Source organism: Pseudomonas sp. FeS53a, from assembly GCF_000931385.1.
GTDB classification, from domain to species: Bacteria; Pseudomonadota; Gammaproteobacteria; order Pseudomonadales; family Pseudomonadaceae; genus Metapseudomonas; species Metapseudomonas otitidis.
Genome location: NZ_JYFT01000057.1, coordinates 1 through 19,118, shown reverse-complemented (window position 1 = coordinate 19,118; position 19,118 = coordinate 1). Strand labels below are relative to the sequence as shown.

The window sequence follows — 19,118 nt, the reverse complement described above, 5'->3', positions numbered from 1 at the left end:
GCGCCACCGCCGATGGACCGGCAGTGAGCCTGAGGTGTTGCAGGTATCGCGCCAGTCTTGGCATGGCCTTCACCGATACGCGGAGCGTTCAAGATACACCGCTCCGACAACTGCGTAGGCAAAGGATTCATCAAGTCGACGAAATCCGCCCCCGAGTGCCATAGTGCGCCCTCTTCCTAGCGGTAGCGCAGCATGCAGGACCTCAACGACCTCTTCTATTTCGCCAAGGTGGTGGAGCACGGCGGCTTTGCGGCGGCCGGGCGCCTGCTGGGCATTCCCAAGTCCCGCCTGTCGCGTCGCATCGCCGAGCTGGAGACCCGACTCGGTGCGCGCCTGCTGCAGCGCACCACCCGCAAGCTGGCCCTGACCGACGTGGGCGAGCGCTTCCTGCGGCACTGCCAGGCGATGCTGCTGGAGGCGGAACAGGCCGAGGAAGCCGTGGCCAGCCTGACCAGCGAGCCGCGCGGGCGCATTCGCGTCACCTGCCCCACCGAGGTCGCCCGCACCCGGCTGCGCGGCGTGTTCAGCGACTTCCTCGAACGCTACCCGCTGGTGCAACTGGAAGTGGCGCTGGTGAACCACCGGGTCGACCTGCTGGCGGAGGGGGTGGACGTGGCCCTGCGGGTACGCGACCAAGAGGACGAGGAGCCCTCGCTTATCTGCCGCCGCCTGGCGCCCGCCCGCGCCTACCTGGTGGCGGCCCCGGCCCTGCTCCAGGCCGGCGCCCCTCAAACCCCGGACGACCTGGCCCGGTTGCCGGTACTCGGCGCGCTGGAGCGGGACCGCAAGCTGCACTACCTGCTGCGCGACGCCCAGGGCAACCGCCGCGACATCGTGCTGGAGCCCCGGCTGGCCATCGAGGATTTCGAGGTGCGCAAGCAGGCGGCCCTGCGTGGCCTGGGCATCACCATGCTGCCGGCGATGCATTGCAACCGGGAGCTGGAAGACGGCCGCCTGGTACGGGTCCTGCCGGACTGGGAGCTGCCGGGTGGCCACCTGCAGGTGGTCTACACCCACCGGCGCGGCCTGCTGCCAGCGGTGCGGGCGTGGATCGACCACCTCGTCGACGCCTGCCGCGGCGAGGCGCTGGAGCCCCTCTGAGCAATCGTTAGCTGGCTTTCCTTTGGCCCGCCGGCTGGAGGATGATGGGCGCCTCCCGCACCGAGCCGAACCAGGTCCATCCATGCGCAGCGTCGAGCAATCTGCCTCCATCACCCTGCAGATCGTCTCCATCGTCTTCTTCACCTTCATCAGCTTCCTCTGCATCGGCCTGCCGCTGGCGGTCCTGCCCGGCTACGTGCATAACGACCTGGGCTACGGCTCGGTGCTGGCCGGCGTGGTGATCAGCACCCAGTACGCCGCCACCCTGCTCTCACGCCCCTTCTCCGGCGCGGTGGCCGACCGCCGCGGTGCCAAGCACGCGGTGCTGCTGGGCCTGGCCGGCTGCGCGCTGAGCGGCCTGCTGACGCTGGCCTCCACCTCCCTGCAGGGCCTGCCGAGCCTGAGCCTGGGCCTGCTGCTGGCCGGCCGCGTGGCACTGGGGGTGTCCCAGGGGCTGGTGGGCACCGGCTCGATCAGTTGGGGCATCGGCCGGGTCGGTGCGGAAAACACCGCGCGGGTGATCTCCTGGAACGGCATCGCCTCCTATGGCGCGGTGGCCATCGGCGCGCCCCTGGGGGTGCTGCTGGTGGGCGGCCTGGGGCTGTGGAGCATGGGCGCGCTGATCGCCCTGCTGGGCACCGGAGCGCTGCTGGTGGCGCGGGGCAAGGCGCCGGCGCCCATCGTCGCCGGCGTGCGCCTGCCGTTTCGCAACGTGTTCCTGCGTATCGCCCCAAACGGCGTGGCGCTGGCCCTGGGCTCCATCGGCTTCGGCACCCTGGCCACCTTCGTCACGCTGTACTACGCCAGCCGTGGCTGGAGCGGCGCGGCCTGGTGCCTGACGGCCTTCGGCTGCGCCTTCATCGGCGCGCGCCTGCTGTTCGCCGGCACCATCAACCGGCTCGGCGGCTACCGGGTGGCCATCGCCTGCCTGGGCATCGAGAGCCTGGGCCTGCTCCTGCTGTGGCTGGCACCGCAGCCCTGGCTGACCCTGTGCGGCGCCGCGCTGACCGGCTTCGGCCTGTCGCTGGTGTACCCGGCCCTCGGCGTGGAGGCCATCTCGCGCATTCCCGCCTCCAGCCGCAGCTCGGCGCTGGGGGCCTACGCGGTGTTCTTCGACCTGGCCCTGGGCCTGGCCGGCCCGTTGATGGGCCTGGTAGCCAACGCCCAGGGCTTTGCCGCGATCTTCCTGGTAGCCGCCGGGCTGGCCCTGGCCGGCATGCTGCTGGGTCTCGTGCTGTTGCGCAGCGATGCGCGCCAGCGACCTCTATAGACCTGCAAGGAGCTGCCCATGACCGCTGACGAGATCGCCGCGTTCTGCCTGCAATTGCCCGGTGCCCGGGAAGACCTTAAGTGGGGCTCGAACCGGGTGTTCTCGGTGGCCGAGAACAAGATGTTCGCCATCGTCGACTTCCTCGGCGAGGACCTGGCCTTCAAGGTCGACCCCGACCTGTTCCTCGGCTACGTCGACCGCCCCGGCATCCGCCCGGCGCCCTACCTGGCCCGAGCCTTCTGGGTCAGCGTGGCGATGCCGCCGGCTCTCGGCGACGCCGAGCTGAAGGCCCTGCTGACCCGCTCCCACCAACTGGTGGTGGCGCGCCTGCCGAAGTACAAGCGGGTGGGGTTGCTGCTGGACTGAACCGCCTGGGGCGGCCCGATACCTCATTGCCGGCGCGGGGGCACTGCGGCAGATTCGGCGTCCATACCCATAACAAGGACGTTGCCATGCCTGCCCGCCCCCTCGCCCTCGCCGCTCTCCTCGCCTTTGGTGGCTACACCCTCTATGTGATGGCCATCAGCGAACAGTCGCTGCTGGCCTTCGGCGCTCAATTGATGAGCCGGCCGGACACCGCCCAGGTGGTGATTGACCTGTACCTGGCCTGTGCCCTGATCGCGGTCTGGATGTACCAGGACAACCGCCGCCAGGGCCGGAGCCTGGCCTACCTGCTGCCCTTCTACCTGCTGACGGCGGTTTTCGCCTCCATCGGCCCGCTGCTTTACCTGGCGCTGCGCCGCCCAGCCCCTCAGCGGTAGTGCCGGGCCAGGAAATTCAGCAGACGCTCATTCACCGCCTCGGGCTGCTCGCCCTGCAGCCAATGCCCGCAGGCCTCGATCCGATGGGCCTCCAGGGCTGGCACCACCTCCGGCATCTGCTTCAGCGTGTGGGCTTCCAGCAGGCCCACCGGGTCGTGGTCGCCGATGAGGAACAGCGCCGGCTGCAGCACCCGCTGCCCTTGCAAGGGCTCGGTCAGCGCCCAGTTGCGTTCGAAGTTGCGGTACCAGTTGAGTGCACCGCGAAAGCCGTGGCGCTCGAAGGCCTTGCAGTAGCCGGCGAAGGCTTCCGGCTCGCACCACACCGGCGGCTGGCCAGGGTCTTCGAGCCCATCGAAGAGCCGCGAGCCGGCGGGGCGCTCCTGGAGGAAATGCCCCAGCGGCACGGCAGCGGAACAGTGGTGCAGCATCATGCGCAGGGTGCGGGGGATGTCGGCATCCAGCTCCTGCTCGGCCAGGCCGACCTGCTGGAAGTAGAGGATGTAGTTGAAGCGATCGGCGAAGTGCCGGCGCATGGCCTCGGTGGCCGGCTGCCGGGGCCGGCCGCCAAAGGGCACGGCCATGCCCACCACCGCCTGGACGCGCTGGGGTTCCAGCAGTGCGAGGTGCCAAGCCACGGGGGCACCCCAGTCGTGCCCGACGACGCAGACGCGGACCTGGCCGAGGGCGTCCATGGCGGCGCGGATGTCGGCGCAGAGGGTCAGCAGGTCGTAGACGGCCGGGTCGGCAGGAGCGCTGCTGGCGCCATAGCCGCGCATGTCGGGCACCAGCACGCGGTAGCCGGCACGGGCCAGGGGTTCGATCTGGTGGCGCCAGGCCAGCCAGCACTCGGGGAAGCCGTGCAGCAGCCAGACCGGCGGGCCGTCCTCCGGCCCGGCCAGGTGCAGGGCGAGCTGGATGCCGTTGACGGCCAGCAGGCGGTGTTCGAGCGGGAGCATGGCGGGCCTCCGGGCAATGGCGGGGGCCCACTATGACAAAGGCGCGCCCGTGGCGCGCCTTCATCGATGCGGCGAATACCTCGGTCTCGTCAGGCCTGGGCGGTGCTCCAGTCCACCACGCCGAAGACCCAGGTGGCGAGGATCAACAGGCCGAAGCCGATGCGGTACCAGGCGAACACGGCATAGCTGTGGCTGGCGATGAACTTCAGCAGCGCTCGCACCGCGAGCATGGCGAAGATAAACGACACCACGAAGCCCAGGGCGAATACGGGCAGGTCGGCGGACTGGAACAGGTGGCGGTACTTGTAGCCCGAGTAGACGGCCGCGCCGACCATGGTGGGCATGGCGAGGAAGAAGGAGAACTCGGTGGCAGCCTTGCGCGAGAGGCCGAAGACCAGCCCGCCGATGATGGTGGCGCCGGAACGGGAGGTGCCAGGAATCAGCGCCAGGCACTGGGCACAGCCGACCTTGAGGGCGTGCTTCCAGGTCATCTCGTCCACCGTGTCAGCCTCGGTGCGGTGCTGCCGGCGCTCGGCCCAGAGCATGATCACGCCACCGATCACCAGGGCAGTGGCCACGGTGATGGGGTTGAACAGGTAGTGGTGGATCAGGTCGGCGAAGGCCACCCCCAGCACCACGGCGGGGAGGAAGGCCACCAGCAGGTTGAGGGTGAAGCGCTGGGCGCTGCGCTGGCGTGGCAGGCCAACCACGATGTCGAAGACCTTGCGCCGGTATTCCCAGACCACCGCGAGGATGGCACCGAGCTGGATGATGATGTTGAAGGCTTCGAAGCGCTCGCCGCCGAAGCCGATCAGATCCGCGACGATGATCTGGTGACCGGTGCTGGAGATCGGCAGGAACTCCGTCAGGCCCTCGACGATGCCCAGCAACAAGGCCTGGAAGGCGGTCCACAAATCCATCGAATCTCCCCAGGGCACACGCGGTCGTGGCCCGACTAAATTAAGTGCGTTGGTGTGTCTGCCGGCACGGCTGACGGGCGGCTCTATGACCGACCTTGGTCGACTGGGTTCCCGGGCGTCCTGCGGTGCATGCTCAGGTTTCGGGCGAAAGGGCCGAAATGCTATCAGACAACATCTGTAGCGCGCCTCTGTCGCCTTAGGGAAAAACAACAATATCGCGGGAGTATTTCATTCATGAATCTGCGCAGCCTGCCCATCAGCCAGCGACTCTGGCTGATCCTCGTCGTCGCCGTGTCGATGCTGCTGATCCTCGGGGTGCTGATGCTCCGCCAGATCCATGAGGACCTGCTCGCCGGCAAGGAGCTGAAGACGCAGCATGTGGTGCAGACGGCCATGGGCACCCTGCAGTACTTCCAGGGCCTGGAGGCGGCGGGCACGCTGACCCGCGAGGCGGCGCAGAAGCAGGCGATGGAGACCATCCGCGGCATGCGCTACGACAAGGCCGACTACTTCTGGATCAACGACCTGGGCCCGCGCATGGTCATGCACCCGACCAACCCGAAGCTGGAGGGCCAGGACCTCTCCGGCTACAAGGACCCGGACGGCAAGCCGCTGTTCAACCTGATGGTGGAGGTGGCCAAGACCAAGGGCGCGGGCTTCGTCCACTACCGCTGGCCCAAGCCGGGTGCCTCCGACCCGGTGCCGAAGGTGTCCTACGTGCAGCTGTTCCAGCCCTGGGGCTGGGTGCTCGGCTCGGGCATCTACATCGACGACATGGAGGGCGAGTTCCGCAACCAGGCGCTCGAAGCCTCGGCCATCGGCCTGGTCATCGCCCTGCTGATGGCCGCGCTGGTGATGCTCATCGCCCGCAGCATCACCCGCCCGCTGAAGGACGTGGTGGGTGCCATGGCCGACATCGCCAGCGGCGAGGGGGACCTCACCAGCCAGCTGGACACCCACGGCCGGGATGAAGTGACCGCGCTGGCCAGCCACTTCAACGCCTTCACCGGCAAGCTGCGCGGGGTGATCCGCCAGTCCCTGGAGGCCGCCGGTGCGCTGGACCAGTCGGCCAGCGCCCTGGGCGGGATCGCCCAGGACGGCCACGCCCACAGCGAGCAGCAGTCCCAGCGCATGGAACTGGTGGCCACCGCCATCAACCAGGTGACCTACGGCGTGCAGGACGTGGCCAAGAACGCCGAGCACGCCGCCGAGGAAGTGCGCACCGCCGAGGACCAGGCGCGCCTGGCCCAGACCAGCATCGATGCCAGCATCCAGCAGATCAGCGACCTGGCGAGCACCATCGGCCAGGCGGTGGAGGTGATCCGTTCCCTGGCAGCGGAAAGTTCGCAGATCGGCAGCGTGCTGGAGGTGATCCGCTCCATCGCCGAGCAGACCAACCTGCTGGCGCTCAACGCGGCCATCGAGGCCGCCCGTGCCGGGGAGCAGGGCCGTGGCTTCGCCGTGGTGGCCGACGAGGTGCGCCTGCTGGCCCAGCGGACGCAGAAATCCACGGCGGAGATCCAGACCATGATCGAGCGCCTGCAGGCCAACTCAGAGGCGGCGGTGAAGGTCATCGACGAGAGCAGCCGGGCCACCCAGGCCACGGTGGAACGCGCCAGCCAGGCCGGCGAGAGCCTGGGGCAGATCGGCCAGTCGCTGCGCAACCTCACGGGCCTCAATGCCTCCATCGCCAGCGCCACCCTGGAGCAGTCCCACGTGGTGGAGGACGTCAACCAGAACGTCACCCAGGCCGCCAGCCTGGCCCACGACACGGCCATGGCCGCCGAGCAGACCCGCAGCGCCAGCCACCAGCTGAACGAGCTGGCCGACCGCCTCGGCCACCTGCTGCGCCAGTTCCGCATCTGAGCCCTCCCCTGCCCCACCTGCCGCTGCTGGCGCGGCAGGTGGGAGCCGCTACAATCGCCCCTCCATCGAACGAGGGTCGCCCGTGTCACCGCTTGAACTCTTCGCCGCCGCGCTCGGCGTGCTGGCCGTCTGGCTCACCGCCCGGCAGAACATCTGGTGCTGGCCCATCGGCCTGGTGATGGTGCTGATCTACGTCTGGATCTTCTTCGAGGTGAAGCTCTATTCCGACATGCTGCTGCAGGGCATCTACGCCGTGCTGCAGGGCTACGGCTGGTGGCAATGGACCCGGGGCGGCGCCCGCCATGACGGCCGCGAGGTCAGCCGCCTGGCGCCGGCGCAGCTGGCGACGGGCCTGGGCCTGGGGGCCGCCGGCAGCCTGGCGCTGGGTTACGTGATGGCCACCCACACCGATGCCGCCGCCCCCTGGCTGGACGCGGCGCTGACCGGGTTCAGCCTGGTGGCCCAGGTGTGGATGGCGCAGAAGCGCCTGGAGTGCTGGGCGCTGTGGATCGTGGTGGATGTGATCTTCGTCGGGCTGTTCACCTACAAGGGGCTCTACCTCACCGCCGCGCTCTATGCGCTGTTCACCCTGCTGGCGGTGCACGGCTGGCGGCAGTGGCGCCAACCCCTGGCGGCCTCGGCATGAAGGTGCTGGTACTGGCCGGCCCCGAGTCCAGCGGCAAGAGCTGGCTGGCCGGCGAGATCGCCGCACGCTTCGGCGGCCGGGTGGTGGGCGAGTATGTGCGCGAGTTCATCGACGAGCAGCAGCGCGACACCTGCTACGCCGACATTCCCCTGATCGCCCGGGGGCAGTTGCAGCGCGAGGACGCAGCACGGGCCGAGCGCCCGGCGCTGCTGGTGCTGGACACCCACCTGCTGAGCAACATCCTCTGGAGCCGCACGCTGTTCGGCGACTGCCCGGCCTGGCTGGAGACGGCCCTGGACGAGCGCCGCTACGACCTGCACCTGCTGCTGAGCCCGGAAGGCGWGCCCTGGGTGGGCGATGGGCAGCGCTGCCAGCCGGCACTGGCCGAGCGCCTGGCATTCTTCCACGCCAGCGAGACTTGGCTGAAGGCCCGGGGGCAGCGCTACGTGGTGCTTGAGGGGGATTGGGCCGAGCGCCGCGAGGCGGCGCTGGCCACGGTATCAGCCTGGCTGGCCGAGTAGCAGGCCGCCCCAGGCCACCAGCAGGCTGGTGACCACGCCGATGGTCAGCGGGCGGCGCAGCGCCGGGTACCAGCCCGGTGCCAGGCCCAGTCGCACGGCACGCAGGTCGGCCAGGTAAAGGCCGATGAAGGCCGGAATGAACACGGCCACCGCCAGGCCAGCGGGCAGCCCGGCGGAGATGGCGACCCAGCCGAACAATGCGGGAATCACCGAGAAGCCCAGTTGCAGGCGCGCGCGGGTGTCCTCCTGGCCGGCGCGCATGGCCAGCCCCCAGTGAATGGCCCCCATGAACGCGAGGATGACGGCGGCGTAATCCAGCAACGCCGCCAGCACCAGGGGGCGCCAGCCGATCGGGGTCAGCCAGATGCCGAGTGCGCCCGTGACGAAGGGCACCAGCCCGGCAAAACCGAGCAGCCGGGCCAGTTGCGGCGGATGGGGAGCATCGAATGCATGCATGGGGCGAGTCCTTGTTGGGTTGCCTACAGACTAGACAGGCCTGATACCAACCGCACTGCGTGCCGTCAACGGCGAGGCGCGGGCAGGTCGATACGCACCCGCAGGCCGCCGAGGGGGCTGCTGTCCAGGGCGAGGCGGCCGCCCCAGGCGTCGACGATGTCACGCACGATGCCCAGGCCGAGCCCATGCCCGGCCACCTGTTCGTCGAGGCGGGTGCCGCGCTCTAGCACGGCCTGGCGCTGGTCCTCGGCGATGCCGGGGCCGTCGTCGTCGACGTACAGCCGGTAGCCGTCGCCCTCTCGGGCAATGCCCAGCAGGACCTGGGTCTCGGCCCACTTGCAGGCGTTGTCCAGCAGGTTGCCCAGCAGCTCAAGCAGGTCCTCCCGGTCCCAGGGCAGGCGCAGGCCGGGCTCGACGCTCCAGTCGAGGTCGAGTGCGCTGTCGTGGATCATGGCCAGGGTGTTGAACAGGGTCGGCAGCTCCGCGTCGCAATCGAAGTGCGCGCCGGGCAGCACCTCGCCGGCCAGCCGGGCGCGCCCCAGTTCGCGGGCGAGGCGTTGCTGGATCTGCTCCAGCTGCTCGGTGAGGGTGGCGCGCAGCTCAGGATGCTCGCGCAGCTCCTCCCGGTTCTGCAGGTTGACCAGCACGGCAAGCGGGGTCTTGAGGGCGTGGCCAAGGTTGCCCAGGGCATTGCGCGAGCGGCGCAGGGTGTCTTCGGTATGGGCCAGCAGGTGGTTGACCTGGCCCACCAGCGGCTCCAGCTCCTGGGGCACCCGGGTGTCCAGGTCGCTGCGCTGGCCCTGCTGCAACTGGGCGATCTGCTGCCGCACCCGCTCCAGGGGCTGCAGGGCGCGGCGGACGGTGTAGCGCTGCAGCCCGAGGATCAGCAGCAGCGCGGCCAGGCCGAGGGCGACGCCGGTCCATTGCACACGGCGGAAGTCTTCCAGCACGGGGGTGTAGTCCTGGGCGACGACGATGACCACCTGGCGGCCAAAGCGCCGGTAGTCGCCCCGGTAGGTGAGCAGGCGCTGCTCGCGGGGGCCGGGCAGCAGGTCGGCGGCCAGGCCGGCGCGCTCGGGCAGTTGCAGCTCGCTGTCCCAGAGCGAGCGGGAGCGCCAGGGGCGGTCGTCGATGCGGATCACGAAGTAGCGCCCGGAGAAGGGCTGCTGATGGGCGGGGTTGAGCTTCTGCTCGTCCAACTGGATGCCATTGGGACCGCGCACCAGGGCGGCGAGCAGGCCTTCCGCTTCGCTGCGCAAGTTGTTCTCCAGGTAACGCCGCAGGCCGTCGTCGAACAGCCACAGGCTGAGCTGGGCCAGGGGCAGCCCGACCACCAGCAGCAGGGCGACCAGGCCGAGGGAAAGCTGGCGCTGGATGGACCTCACCCGGTGACTCCGGTGAAGCGGTAGCCCTGGCCACGCCGGGTCTCGATGACGCTGCGGCCGAGCTTGCGGCGCAGGTGGTTGACGTGGACTTCGATGACGTTGGAGTCGCGCTCGGTCTCGCCGTCGTAGAGGTGCTCGGCCAGGTGGCTCTTGGAGAGCAACTGCCCGGGGTGGAGCATGAAGTAGCGCAGCAGGCGGAACTCGGCGGCGGTCAGGGTCACCTCTTCGCCGTCACGCAGCACGCACTGGCGGGCCTCGTCCAGCTGCAGGCCGGCGGCCTCCAGGTGCGGCTGGTTGGCCAGGCCCTTGGCGCGGCGCAGCAGGGACTGGATGCGCAGGGCCAGCTCCTCGGGGTGGAACGGCTTGGTCAGGTAGTCATCGGCACCGGCCTTGAGGCCTTCGATGCGCTCGGCCCAGGAGTCCCGTGCGGTGAGCACCAGCACGGGGGTGGCGAGGCCATTGGCGCGCCACTCCTGCAGCACTTCGAGGCCGGGTCGGCCCGGCAGGCCGAGGTCCAGCACGATCAGGTCGTAGGGTTCGCTGGCGCCCTGGTAGGCGGCGTCGCGGCCGTCGGCCAGCCAGTCCACGGCGTAGCCCTGGCGGGTCAGGCCGGCCAGGAGTTCATCGGCCAGGGGGACATGGTCCTCCACCAACAACAGGCGCATCAGTCGTCTTCCTCGTCCTTCAGGATGCGACCGTCGCGGGCATCCAGTTCCAGCTCGCGGACCACGCCATCGGTGGTCAGCAGTTCCACTTCGTACACGTAGATATCGTCCTCTTCCTCCAGCTCCGCTTCCAGCAGGCGCGCCCCGGGGTAGAGCCCCAGGGCGCGGTCGAGGAGTTGTTCGAGGGGCATGATCACCCCTCGTTCGCGGAGCTTGAGGGCTTCGTCCTGGTCCAGGTCGCGGGCCATGGCCTGCAGGGTGCAGGTGGCCAGGACCAGGGCGACGATGCCGCTGTAGCGAATGATCAGGCGCATCAGTCGTCCTGGTGGTTCTTCAGAACCTGGCCGTTGGTGGCGTCCAGCTCCAGGTCCCACTGCACGCCCTTGGCGTCACGCAGTTCCACCTGGTAGACGTAGCGGCCGTACTCTTCTTCCAGTTCGGTCTCGTGGATGGTGCCACCGGGGTGCTGAGCCAGGGCGGCGGCGTTGAGCTTCTCGAAGGACTGGATGGTGCCGGCGTCACGCAGCTTGAGCGCTTCGTCCGGCCCCAGGTCGCGGGCCAGGGCGAGGCTGGAGGTGGTGGCGAGAACGGCAGTGGCGAACAGGGCGGTAAGGGTTTTCATCGTGGCTTCTCCTTGTGGGGGTCGCTGTCTTGAGATGGGTCCACTGTAGCCAGTCGCCATTAATTCAAGCTGAATTCGCCGGGCTCCCCGCTGCTGGGGCGTCATCGTGCTACAGGCGGAGGCATCATTCACGCGCTGAAAGCACTTGGTCCGCAGGCGCGGGCCACTATAATCGCTGCCTCGCTTTTTTCGGAGGCCTCCATGAGCGCCATTCACATCAAGTCGCCCGCCCTCACCCTGCGCGCCGGCAAGCGGGCCCTGGCCCGTATCCGCGAGCGTGGCCTGCAACCGGCGGATGTGAAGATCCTCCCGGGCGCGGCAGGCGGGCCGAAGGCACTGGGCATCCAGGGCCTGGACCTGGCGCTGTTCGGCGAATGGCTGCCCCGTGCACCCCAGGAGCGCTCGCTGATCGGCGCCTCGATCGGTTCCTGGCGCTTCGCCAGTGCCTGCCTGCCGGACGCCGCGGAAGGCCTTCGTCGCCTCGGCGAGCTGTACACCTCGCAGCGCTTCCCCAAGGGCGTGAGCATGGCGGACGTGAGCCGCCGCTGCACGGCGATGCTGGACCAGTTGCTCGACGGCCAGGACCAGCAGGTGCTGAGCAACCCGCATTACCGCCTGAACGTGGTGGTGGTGAAGAGCCACGGCCTGCTCGCCCACGACCGCCGGGGAGCGCTGGGCCTGGGATTGTCTTCGGTGATCGGCGCCAACCTGCTGGGCCGCCCGCGCCTGGCGCGCCACTTCGAGCGGGTGATCCTGCATGACAGCCGCCTGGCACCGCCGCTGGCGCCGCTGAACGACTTCCCCTCGCGCTGCCTGCCCCTGGACGGCGCCAACCTGCGCCATGCGCTGCTGGCCTCCGGCTCCATCCCCATGGTGATGGAGGGGGTGCGCGACATCCCCGGCGTAGGCCCCGGCACCTACCGCGACGGCGGCCTGCTGGACTACCACCTGGACCTGCCCTACCAGGGCGACGGGGTGGTGCTCTACCCGCACTTCACCGACAAGGTCATCCCCGGCTGGTTCGACAAGGGCCTGCCCTGGCGCCGTGGCGATGCCGAGCGCCTGCAGGACGTTCTGCTGCTGGCACCGTCGAGGGACTACCTGGCCACCCTGCCCCACGGCAAGCTGCCGGACCGTAAGGACTTCACCCGCTACCTGGGCGACGACGACGGCCGCGAGCGCTATTGGCGCAAGGCCATGGCGGAAAGCCAGCGGCTGGGCGACGAGTTCCTCGAACTGGCCGACAGCGGCCGCCTCGCCGAGCACCTGCTGCCCCTCTGACCCCATCTGTTCCAAGGAAGGATTCATGAAACTCGCCGTCGCCATCCTGCATGGCATTGGCAGCCAGCCCGACCAGCGCGATGCCGAGGGCCAGTACAGCTATGCCCAGGGTCTTATCGGCGGGTTGCGCCGGGAGCTGGGTGTGGAGGCCGACGCCATCGCCTTCCAGAGCCTGTACTGGGCCAGCGTGCTGGACCGCCGCGAGCGGGCCTACCTCGACCGCCTGGAGCACGAACCGGTGACCTGGCGCTGGCTGCGCGAGGCGGTGACGCTGTTCCTCGGTGATGCCAGCGGCTACCGCAAGGTGAGCCAGGCCTACGACACCACCTATGAAGAAGTGCACCAGTGCCTGCGCAACGGCCTCACCGCCCTGCGGGCCAAGGTGGCACCGACCACGCCACTGGTGGTGCTGGCCCACTCGCTGGGCGGGCACATCTTCTCCAACTTCGTCTGGGACCAGCAGAAGCTGAACACCACGCCCAGTTGCCCGCGCGATCCCTTCCTCGCGCTGGAAACCCTGGCGGGCCTGGTGACCTTCGGCTGCAACATCCCGCTCTTCACCTTCGCCTACGACCCGGTGCGACCGATCCGCTTTCCCGGCCACTGCCTGCCGGCGGGCCTTGAGCACGCCGCGCGCTGGCTGAATGTGTATGCGCCGGCCGATCCGCTGGGCTATCCGCTGCGACCGCTGCAGAACTATGCCGAAGTCGTGACGGAGGACGTCGCCCTGCCGGTCGGCCCCTGGTACAAACGCCACACCCCTTTGAGCCACATGGAGTATTGGAACGATGCGCGCTTCCACCGTTACCTGGCGGGCCATCTGCGCCAGCTGCTTGCTGCTTGCGACCACCCCGAGCCAGGCCCAGCTGGACGCGCGGAGCCAGCAGGAGATCAACGCCCTGCTGGGGTTCGTGGAGAGCAGTGGCTGCCTGTTCATCCGCAACGGCAGTGAGTACCCCGCCGCCGAAGCACGGCAGCACCTGCAGAAGAAGCTGGACTACCTGGAAAACAAGGGCCTGGTGGACAACGCCGAGGACTTCATCGCCCGTGCAGCCACGGAAAGCAGCATGAGCGGCAAGCCCTACAAGGTGAACTGCGCCGGCCAGGAGCAGCTCTCCGCGGACTGGCTGAAGCAGGAACTGACCCGTCTGCGCGCCGCCCGTCCCTGAACCCTGCCTTCAGCCCGGCTGGCCATCCACCCGGGCCCGCCAGAACATCGGCCCGTAGTGCCCGAGGAACAGGGCGAAGGCCAGGATCCAGCAGGCCCCGGCCAGCAGCAGGCTGGCCAGTGGCCAAATCCCGATACCGAAGACCCGCAGCACCGCCCCCAGGTTGAGCAGGCCGAAGGCCCAGCCCATGGCAGCAGGCGCCACCAGCGCACGCCCGGTGTGCCCCAGGCTGACCCTCGCCAGCATCCCCAGGATCAACCCACCCATGGCCCCCACCGCCAAGGCGTGGAGGGCCGGACTGCTGCCCGCCAGCCAACCCAGGTGCCAGGCCGCCAGGCCGAACGGCGCCATCACCAGCCAGGCGAATGCCAGGTGCAGTGACCAGAGCAGTGGCACCCGCCAGATGCCCCGGTGATACCAGCGCACCAGGCGCAGCAGGTGCCCCGCCCCGAGCACGGCGAACGGCAACGCCAGGAACGGAACAGGCCGGTTGGCAGCGCCCATGAGCGTCGACAGCGCCACGCCCAGCGACAGCCCCAGGGTGCCCCACTCCAGCCAGGGCCAGGCCTTGACCTGGCTGGGCAGGCCAAGTCCGCGCTGGGTGAAGAACGGGATCACCCGCCCGCCGATCAAGCCCATCAGCGCGGCCACCAGCCAGAGTGCACCCTGCACACCCTGGCGCTGCCAGGCCTCGTTGCCCGCGAGCATGCCCAGCACCACGAGCCCATCGGCCACTGCCAACAGCAGAAGCATCAGCACCACCGGGTAGTTGTTGCGCTGTCGCACCCGCAACAGGCGACGGCCGATCACCCAGGCCAGCAAGGGCAGGAAGACCAGTTGCAGGGGCGCCGCCATCACCAGGGGCACACCGGCCAGCCAGGCCAGCCGCGCCAGCAGCCACACCACGAACAGGCCGACCAGGGGGCGGCCGGCAAGGCCCGGCTGGCCGGTCCAGTTCTGCACGGCGGTGAGCAGGAAGCCGGCAATGATTGCCACGGCGAAGCCGAAGGGCATCTCGTGACGGTGCCAGGCGAGCCAGCCTCCGGTGGGCTGCCAACCCTGAAGCAGCCCGCTCAGCACGCCCAGCCAGGCCGCTACCGCGAGCAACGCAAAGGCACTGCCAGCCAGGAAGAAGGGGCGGAACCCCAGGCGCCAGAGCGGTGCAATGGCCAGTTCGCGGCGACGGTCACGCAGTTGCATGGCAGGCCTCCCGATGCAGCCGCTGCAGGGCGGTAAGGCGGATGACATAGCCGACCTTGATCAGCGTGGGCCCCAGGATGACCAGTCCATGGGCCAGCACCTGGGCGGGCAGCGCGAGGTAACGATCCAGCCCATAGGCGCCAACGACGCCAACCAGCAGCAGCGCGAGGCCGGCAGCCAGCAGGCGGTGGGCCAGGCTCAGCAAGGGGCAACGGCAAGGGACAGGGCGCATGGCGAACTCCTCCAGGAAAGGCCCGGCACCGGGGTGCCGGGCGGCGGTTCAGGCATCCAGTTCGGCAGCCGGGCCGAAGAACTCGTAGTGGCACTGTGCAGCCGGCACGCCCAACGCGGCGAGGTGTTTCTTGACCATGGCCATGAAGGGCTTGGGACCGAGGAAGTACGCCTCGACATCACGGGAGGCGGGCAGCCACTGGGCGAGTTGGTCGCGGCTCAACAGGCCGGTGGCATCGGCCCGGTCACCGGCGTTCGGTTCGCTGAGGCAGGTGTGGAGTCGCAGGTTGGGCGTGCGCGCGGCCATCTCTGCCAGCCAGGGGCGGAAAGCCTGCACGGATGCATTGCGGGCGCAGTGGATGAAGTGGATCGGTCGACCGCTTGCGTGGGCGGCTTCGAGCATGGCCAGGGCGGGGGTGATACCGACGCCGGCGCTGATCAGCACCAGGGGCTTGCGGCCGGGGCGCAGGATGAAGTCGCCGGCGGGGGCGAACAATTCGAGGGCGTCGCCCTCCCCGACCCGGTCGTGCAGGTGGTTGGAAACCTTGCCGTTCGGCTCACGCTTGACGCTGATGCGGTAGTCGCGGCCATTGGGTGCGGCGGACAGGGAATAGTTGCGGCGCACCTCCTGCCCATCGATGTCCAGCCGTAGGCCGATGAACTGCCCGGGGATGAACGCCTGGACGGGGCCGCCATCGGCGGGAGCCAGGTAGAACGAGGTGATCTCTTCGCTCTCCACCACCTTCTGCCGGACCACGAAGCGACGACCGCCCCGCCACCCGCCTTCGGACTCGGCGTTGGCGGCGTACACCTCTTCCTCGGCAGCGATCAGCAGGCTGGAAAGCTGTTGGTAGGCGTCGGCCCAGGCAGCGATCACCTCGTCGGTAGCGATCTCCTCGCCCAGCACCTCGCGAATCGCCCGCAGCAGGCAGGCGCCGACGATGGGGTAGTGCTCAGGCAGGATCTGCAGGGCAACGTGCTTGGCGACGATGCGCCCGATCATCGGCCCCAGGGCGTCGAGGCGATCGAGGTGGCGGGCATACATGAGGATGCCGTTGGCCAGGGCACGAGCCTGGTCGCCACTGGCCTGGTGGGCCTGGTTGAAGAGCGGGCGAACCTCGGGATACTCGGTCAGCATGATGCGGTAGAAGTGGGTGGTCAGCGCTTCGCCGCCGGTTTCCAGCAGCGGGATGGTGGAAGTGACGATTGCACGGGCTTGGCTGGACAGCATGGGGGGTTCCATTATGGTGTGTTGGTTCACCTTGGCTATTCCAGTTTTCGTGCCAGAAAATTTTCCCTTTATATTCAGTGAGTTGTATTTATTAAGGTTAATTTGACTACACTTGGCGCCATGTCTTAACGACACACATGGAGTCATTATGACTGCACCCTCCTTGCTGCAGACCTTGCTTCCCCTGGTCAGCGACCTCTCCCGCGACCTGCCCGAACGCGAGCGCTATCGTCGCTTGCTGGAAGCCCTCCGCGGGTTGCTGCCGTGCGATGCAACGGCACTTCTTCGCCTGGAGGATGAACACCTGGTGCCGCTGGCAGTGGATGGGCTGAGCCTCGATACCCTGGGCAGGCGCTTCCGCGTGGCCGATCACCCCCGTCTCGCGGCCTTGCTGGAACAGCGATCCCCTACGCACTTTCCTGCGGACTGCGACCTGCCCGACCCCTACGACGGGTTGGTGGAGGGCCATCACGCGCACCTGGAGGTGCATGACTGCCTGGGGTGCCCGCTCTACCTCGATGAGCGCCCGTGGGGTTTGCTGACGCTGGACGCCCTGGATCCATCGCGCTTTTCGCAGCAGGACCTGCAGACACTGGAGCAATTCGCCAGCCTGGCTTCCGCCACGGTGAAGGCTGCGGAGCGCATGCATGACCTGGAGCGTCGCGCACAGGACGAACGGCAACGGGCGGATGCCTACCGCCAGGCCGCCGGCGAGCCAGCGCCTCGTGAGCTGATCGGCCAGAGCGCTGCGCACAAGGCGCTGCTGGCGGAGATCGCAACGGTGGCGGACAGCGAGCTGACGGTGCTGGTGACCGGGGAAACGGGGGTTGGCAAGGAGCTGGTGGCCCAGGCGATCCATGCCCGCTCGCCCCGGCACGGAATGCCGATGGTCAGCCTGAACTGCGCGGCGCTCCCGGACACGCTGGTGGAGAGCGAGCTGTTCGGTCACGTACGTGGGGCGTTCTCGGGCGCGGTGAATGATCGTCGAGGCAAGTTCGAGCTGGCCGACGAGGGAACGCTGTTCCTCGATGAAGTGGGCGAGCTACCCATGGCCGTCCAGGCGAAGCTCCTGCGGGTGCTGCAGAGCGGGCAACTGCAGCGTGTCGGTTCGGATCGGGAGCACCGGGTGGATGTGCGGGTCATCGCAGCCACCAACCGGGACCTGGCCGAGGAGGTCAGGCAAGGCCGTTTTCGCGCCGATCTGTACCACCGGCTGAGCGTGTATCCGCTGCTGGTCCCGCCATTGCGGGAGCGTGGGCGGGATGTGCTGCTGCTGGCGGGCTTCTTCCTCGAACGCAACCGGGCCCAGCTCGGGCTACGCAGCCTGCGCCTGGCAGCAGACGCACAGGCCGCCCTCCTCCGCTATGACTGGCCAGGGAACGTGCGGGAGCTGGAGCACCTGATCGGTAGGGCGGGACTCAAGGCGCTGGCCGCTGTACGCCCCCAGCGACCACGCATCCTGACGATCGACGCCTCTGACTTGGCGCTGCCCATGCTCCAGGAGGGCGTGACTGCGACATCCGGTGCAATCGAAGCAGGTGCTGGCAAGGTCCGTGACCTGAGGGAAGCGGTCGATGATTACCAGCGACGCCTGATCGAGGCCGGGCTGCAGCATCATCAGGGCAACTGGGCAGCTGCGGCACGCGACCTGGGACTGGATCGAGCCAACCTTCTACGCCTGGCGAAGCGCCTGGGCCTTCGCTGAAGCCAGGCTAGCGCCGGACGGCACGAAAACCCGCACCGCACCTGATACACTCGCGCCCCCGAAATCCCTTTCAGCCAGGGCGCAGCAGTTGGAAATCTTCAAGGAATTCATCTTCGAGGCAGCCCATCGCCTCCCCCACGTACCGGCCGGGCACAAGTGCGGTCGTCTTCATGGCCATTCGTTCCGAGTCGCCCTGTATATCGAAGGGGACGTTGACCCCCATACCGGCTGGATTCGGGACTTCTCGGAGATCAAGGCACTGTTCAGGCCCATCTACGAGCAACTGGACCACAACTACCTGAACGACATCCCCGGCCTGGAGAACCCCACCAGCGAGGTGCTGGCCAAGTGGATCTGGCAGCAGGTCAAGCCGCTGATCCCGGAACTGAGCCGAGTACGCATACACGAGACGTGCACAAGCGGTTGCGAATACCGGGGGGATTAACTCTCCACCACAGCGAAAGCCGCCAATGGCGGCTTTTTTGTGTCTGCGAAATGGCAAGACCAGGAGGAGAGCGGTCGATGGGTCGATGGATGGGAGCGGAAGACCGACACGCAGCTTTGACGGGTAGCCTTTCACAGGGACGAACAAGACTCAGCGGAAAGCTCGCAGACTCGAATGATCTGGGGTCGCTCTTGCGCGATTTTCATCCGCGCAAAGTCAAACCCCCGATCACCTTTCGATGATCGGGGGTTTGGTATAGGTGCTTGACGATGACCTACTCTCACATGGGGAAACCCCACACTACCATCGGCGATGCATCGTTTCACTACTGAGTTCGGGATGGGATCAGGTGGTTCCAACGCTCTATGGTCGTCAAGCAATTCTTTAGGGTGATCGTCGAGACGCTCACCCGAATTCGGGTATGTGACAGTATTTTGCGCTTCAATCGAACTTTCGGTTTGTCGACTTCACCAACAACACCAGATTGTTTGGGTGTTATATGGTCAAGCCTCACGGGCAATTAGTATTGGTTAGCTCAACGCCTCACAGCGCTTACACACCCAACCTATCAACGTCGTAGTCTTCGACGGCCCTTTAGGGGATTCAAGATCCCAGTGAGATCTCATCTTGAGGCGAGTTTCCCGCTTAGATGCTTTCAGCGGTTATCTCTTCCGAACATAGCTACCC

Annotated in this window: 22 protein-coding genes, 2 rRNA genes and 1 pseudogene; 13 read left to right on the top strand and 12 right to left on the bottom strand. The window is 68.0% G+C overall.

Going from position 1 to position 19,118, the window contains the following annotated elements; genetic code table 11:
• Positions 1-192 precede the first annotated feature (192 nt).
• From SZ55_RS17485 to SZ55_RS17470, 4 genes are all read left to right on the top strand, one after another.
• Positions 193-1,101, top strand: coding sequence for a LysR substrate-binding domain-containing protein (locus tag SZ55_RS17485; RefSeq protein ID WP_044409004.1), 909 nt, complete (start codon positions 193-195; stop codon positions 1,099-1,101).
• 82 nt (positions 1,102-1,183) lie between these two features.
• Positions 1,184-2,371, top strand: a complete 1,188-nt coding sequence (locus SZ55_RS17480) for an MFS transporter (protein WP_044409001.1) — start codon at positions 1,184-1,186, stop codon at positions 2,369-2,371.
• Positions 2,372-2,389: 18 nt separating this feature from the next.
• Positions 2,390-2,737: an MmcQ/YjbR family DNA-binding protein gene (locus tag SZ55_RS17475; RefSeq protein WP_044408997.1), complete on the top strand. Its 348-nt coding sequence runs from the start codon at positions 2,390-2,392 to the stop codon at positions 2,735-2,737.
• An 86-nt stretch (positions 2,738-2,823) separates the two neighbouring features.
• On the top strand, positions 2,824-3,132 hold the full coding sequence (locus SZ55_RS17470; protein WP_044408994.1) for a DUF2834 domain-containing protein: 309 nt from the start codon (positions 2,824-2,826) through the stop codon (positions 3,130-3,132).
• On the opposite strand, the gene SZ55_RS17465 is transcribed toward SZ55_RS17470, so the two are convergent.
• Together SZ55_RS17465 and SZ55_RS17460 are read right to left on the bottom strand one after the other, a co-directional pair.
• Positions 3,123-4,088 carry an alpha/beta fold hydrolase gene (locus SZ55_RS17465; protein WP_044408991.1) on the bottom strand — a complete coding sequence of 322 codons (966 nt, stop codon included), beginning with the start codon at positions 4,086-4,088 and terminating at the stop codon, positions 3,123-3,125. The two genes, SZ55_RS17470 and SZ55_RS17465, sit on opposite strands and share 10 nt — an antisense overlap.
• Positions 4,089-4,177: 89 nt before the next feature.
• Positions 4,178-5,008, bottom strand: coding sequence for an undecaprenyl-diphosphate phosphatase (locus tag SZ55_RS17460; RefSeq protein WP_044408988.1), 831 nt, complete (start codon positions 5,006-5,008; stop codon positions 4,178-4,180).
• Positions 5,009-5,137: 129 nt separating this feature from the next.
• On the opposite strand from SZ55_RS17460, the pseudogene SZ55_RS29140 reads away from it, so the two are divergent.
• The 4 genes and pseudogenes from SZ55_RS29140 to SZ55_RS17445 form a co-directional block, all read left to right on the top strand.
• Positions 5,138-6,016 (top strand): annotated as a pseudogene (locus SZ55_RS29140) (cache domain-containing protein); the annotation flags it as partial.
• Positions 6,017-6,139: 123 nt separating this feature from the next.
• Positions 6,140-6,874, top strand: a complete 735-nt coding sequence (locus SZ55_RS29135) for a methyl-accepting chemotaxis protein (RefSeq protein WP_442963702.1) — start codon at positions 6,140-6,142, stop codon at positions 6,872-6,874.
• Positions 6,875-6,956: 82 nt separating this feature from the next.
• A complete protein-coding gene (gene pnuC / locus SZ55_RS17450; protein WP_044408981.1) occupies positions 6,957-7,520 on the top strand; it encodes a nicotinamide riboside transporter PnuC in 564 nt (187 codons plus the stop codon).
• Positions 7,517-8,041 carry an AAA family ATPase gene (locus tag SZ55_RS17445; protein ID WP_044408979.1) on the top strand — a complete coding sequence of 175 codons (525 nt, stop codon included), beginning with the start codon at positions 7,517-7,519 and terminating at the stop codon, positions 8,039-8,041. The genes pnuC and SZ55_RS17445 overlap by 4 nt, the downstream gene beginning before the upstream one ends.
• Here SZ55_RS17445 and SZ55_RS17440 read toward each other — a convergent pair.
• From SZ55_RS17440 to SZ55_RS17420, 5 genes are all read right to left on the bottom strand, one after another.
• Entirely contained in the window at positions 8,021-8,497 is a 477-nt protein-coding gene (locus tag SZ55_RS17440; RefSeq protein ID WP_044408976.1) for a DUF3429 domain-containing protein, read from the bottom strand. The two genes, SZ55_RS17445 and SZ55_RS17440, sit on opposite strands and share 21 nt — an antisense overlap.
• A 65-nt stretch (positions 8,498-8,562) precedes the next feature.
• Positions 8,563-9,882, bottom strand: a complete 1,320-nt coding sequence (locus tag SZ55_RS17435; RefSeq protein WP_044408969.1) for a sensor histidine kinase — start codon at positions 9,880-9,882, stop codon at positions 8,563-8,565.
• Positions 9,879-10,547, bottom strand: coding sequence for a response regulator transcription factor (locus SZ55_RS17430; protein ID WP_044408967.1), 669 nt, complete (start codon positions 10,545-10,547; stop codon positions 9,879-9,881). Before SZ55_RS17430 ends, SZ55_RS17435 begins: the two co-directional genes overlap by 4 nt.
• Entirely contained in the window at positions 10,547-10,861 is a 315-nt protein-coding gene (locus SZ55_RS17425) for a PepSY domain-containing protein (protein ID WP_044408964.1), read from the bottom strand. Before SZ55_RS17425 ends, SZ55_RS17430 begins: the two co-directional genes overlap by 1 nt.
• Positions 10,861-11,169: a PepSY domain-containing protein gene (locus SZ55_RS17420; RefSeq protein ID WP_044408963.1), complete on the bottom strand. Its 309-nt coding sequence runs from the start codon at positions 11,167-11,169 to the stop codon at positions 10,861-10,863. The genes SZ55_RS17425 and SZ55_RS17420 overlap by 1 nt, the downstream gene beginning before the upstream one ends.
• Before the next feature lie 201 nt (positions 11,170-11,370).
• Between SZ55_RS17420 and SZ55_RS17415 the strand changes: the two genes are divergently transcribed.
• Genes SZ55_RS17415 through SZ55_RS17405 form a run of 3 tightly spaced genes read left to right on the top strand, consistent with a single transcriptional unit; the run spans position 11,371 to position 13,619 of the window.
• Entirely contained in the window at positions 11,371-12,450 is a 1,080-nt protein-coding gene (locus SZ55_RS17415) for a hypothetical protein (protein ID WP_044408960.1), read from the top strand.
• 25 nt (positions 12,451-12,475) lie between these two features.
• Positions 12,476-13,402 (top strand): hypothetical protein, encoded by a 927-nt coding sequence (locus SZ55_RS17410; protein WP_044408956.1) that lies wholly within the window; start codon positions 12,476-12,478, stop codon positions 13,400-13,402.
• Complete coding sequence (locus SZ55_RS17405; RefSeq protein ID WP_232060814.1) at positions 13,362-13,619, top strand: DUF5329 family protein; 258 nt, start codon at positions 13,362-13,364, stop codon at positions 13,617-13,619. The genes SZ55_RS17410 and SZ55_RS17405 overlap by 41 nt, the downstream gene beginning before the upstream one ends.
• Before the next feature lie 9 nt (positions 13,620-13,628).
• Here the strand turns inward: SZ55_RS17405 and SZ55_RS17400 are convergent, their stop codons facing one another.
• Genes SZ55_RS17400 through hmpA form a run of 3 tightly spaced genes read right to left on the bottom strand, consistent with a single transcriptional unit; the run spans position 13,629 to position 16,281 of the window.
• Positions 13,629-14,819, bottom strand: coding sequence for an NnrS family protein (locus tag SZ55_RS17400; RefSeq protein ID WP_044408953.1), 1,191 nt, complete (start codon positions 14,817-14,819; stop codon positions 13,629-13,631).
• Positions 14,806-15,051, bottom strand: coding sequence for a hypothetical protein (locus SZ55_RS17395; protein ID WP_044408950.1), 246 nt, complete (start codon positions 15,049-15,051; stop codon positions 14,806-14,808). Before SZ55_RS17395 ends, SZ55_RS17400 begins: the two co-directional genes overlap by 14 nt.
• 48 nt (positions 15,052-15,099) lie before the next feature.
• Entirely contained in the window at positions 15,100-16,281 is a 1,182-nt protein-coding gene (hmpA, locus tag SZ55_RS17390) for an NO-inducible flavohemoprotein (protein ID WP_044408946.1), read from the bottom strand.
• A gap of 148 nt (positions 16,282-16,429) precedes the next feature.
• Here hmpA and norR point away from each other — a divergent pair, with 148 nt between their 5' ends.
• Together norR and queD are read left to right on the top strand one after the other, a co-directional pair.
• Positions 16,430-17,986, top strand: coding sequence for a nitric oxide reductase transcriptional regulator NorR (gene norR, locus SZ55_RS17385; RefSeq protein WP_044408944.1), 1,557 nt, complete (start codon positions 16,430-16,432; stop codon positions 17,984-17,986).
• 88 nt (positions 17,987-18,074) lie between these two features.
• On the top strand, positions 18,075-18,431 hold the full coding sequence (gene queD, locus SZ55_RS17380) for a 6-carboxytetrahydropterin synthase QueD (RefSeq protein WP_044408942.1): 357 nt from the start codon (positions 18,075-18,077) through the stop codon (positions 18,429-18,431).
• Between the two features lie 261 nt (positions 18,432-18,692).
• Here queD and rrf read toward each other — a convergent pair.
• A 5S ribosomal RNA gene (rrf, locus tag SZ55_RS17375) occupies positions 18,693-18,808 on the bottom strand.
• Positions 18,809-18,930: 122 nt separating this feature from the next.
• Positions 18,931-19,118 (bottom strand): 23S ribosomal RNA (locus tag SZ55_RS17370); the annotation flags it as partial.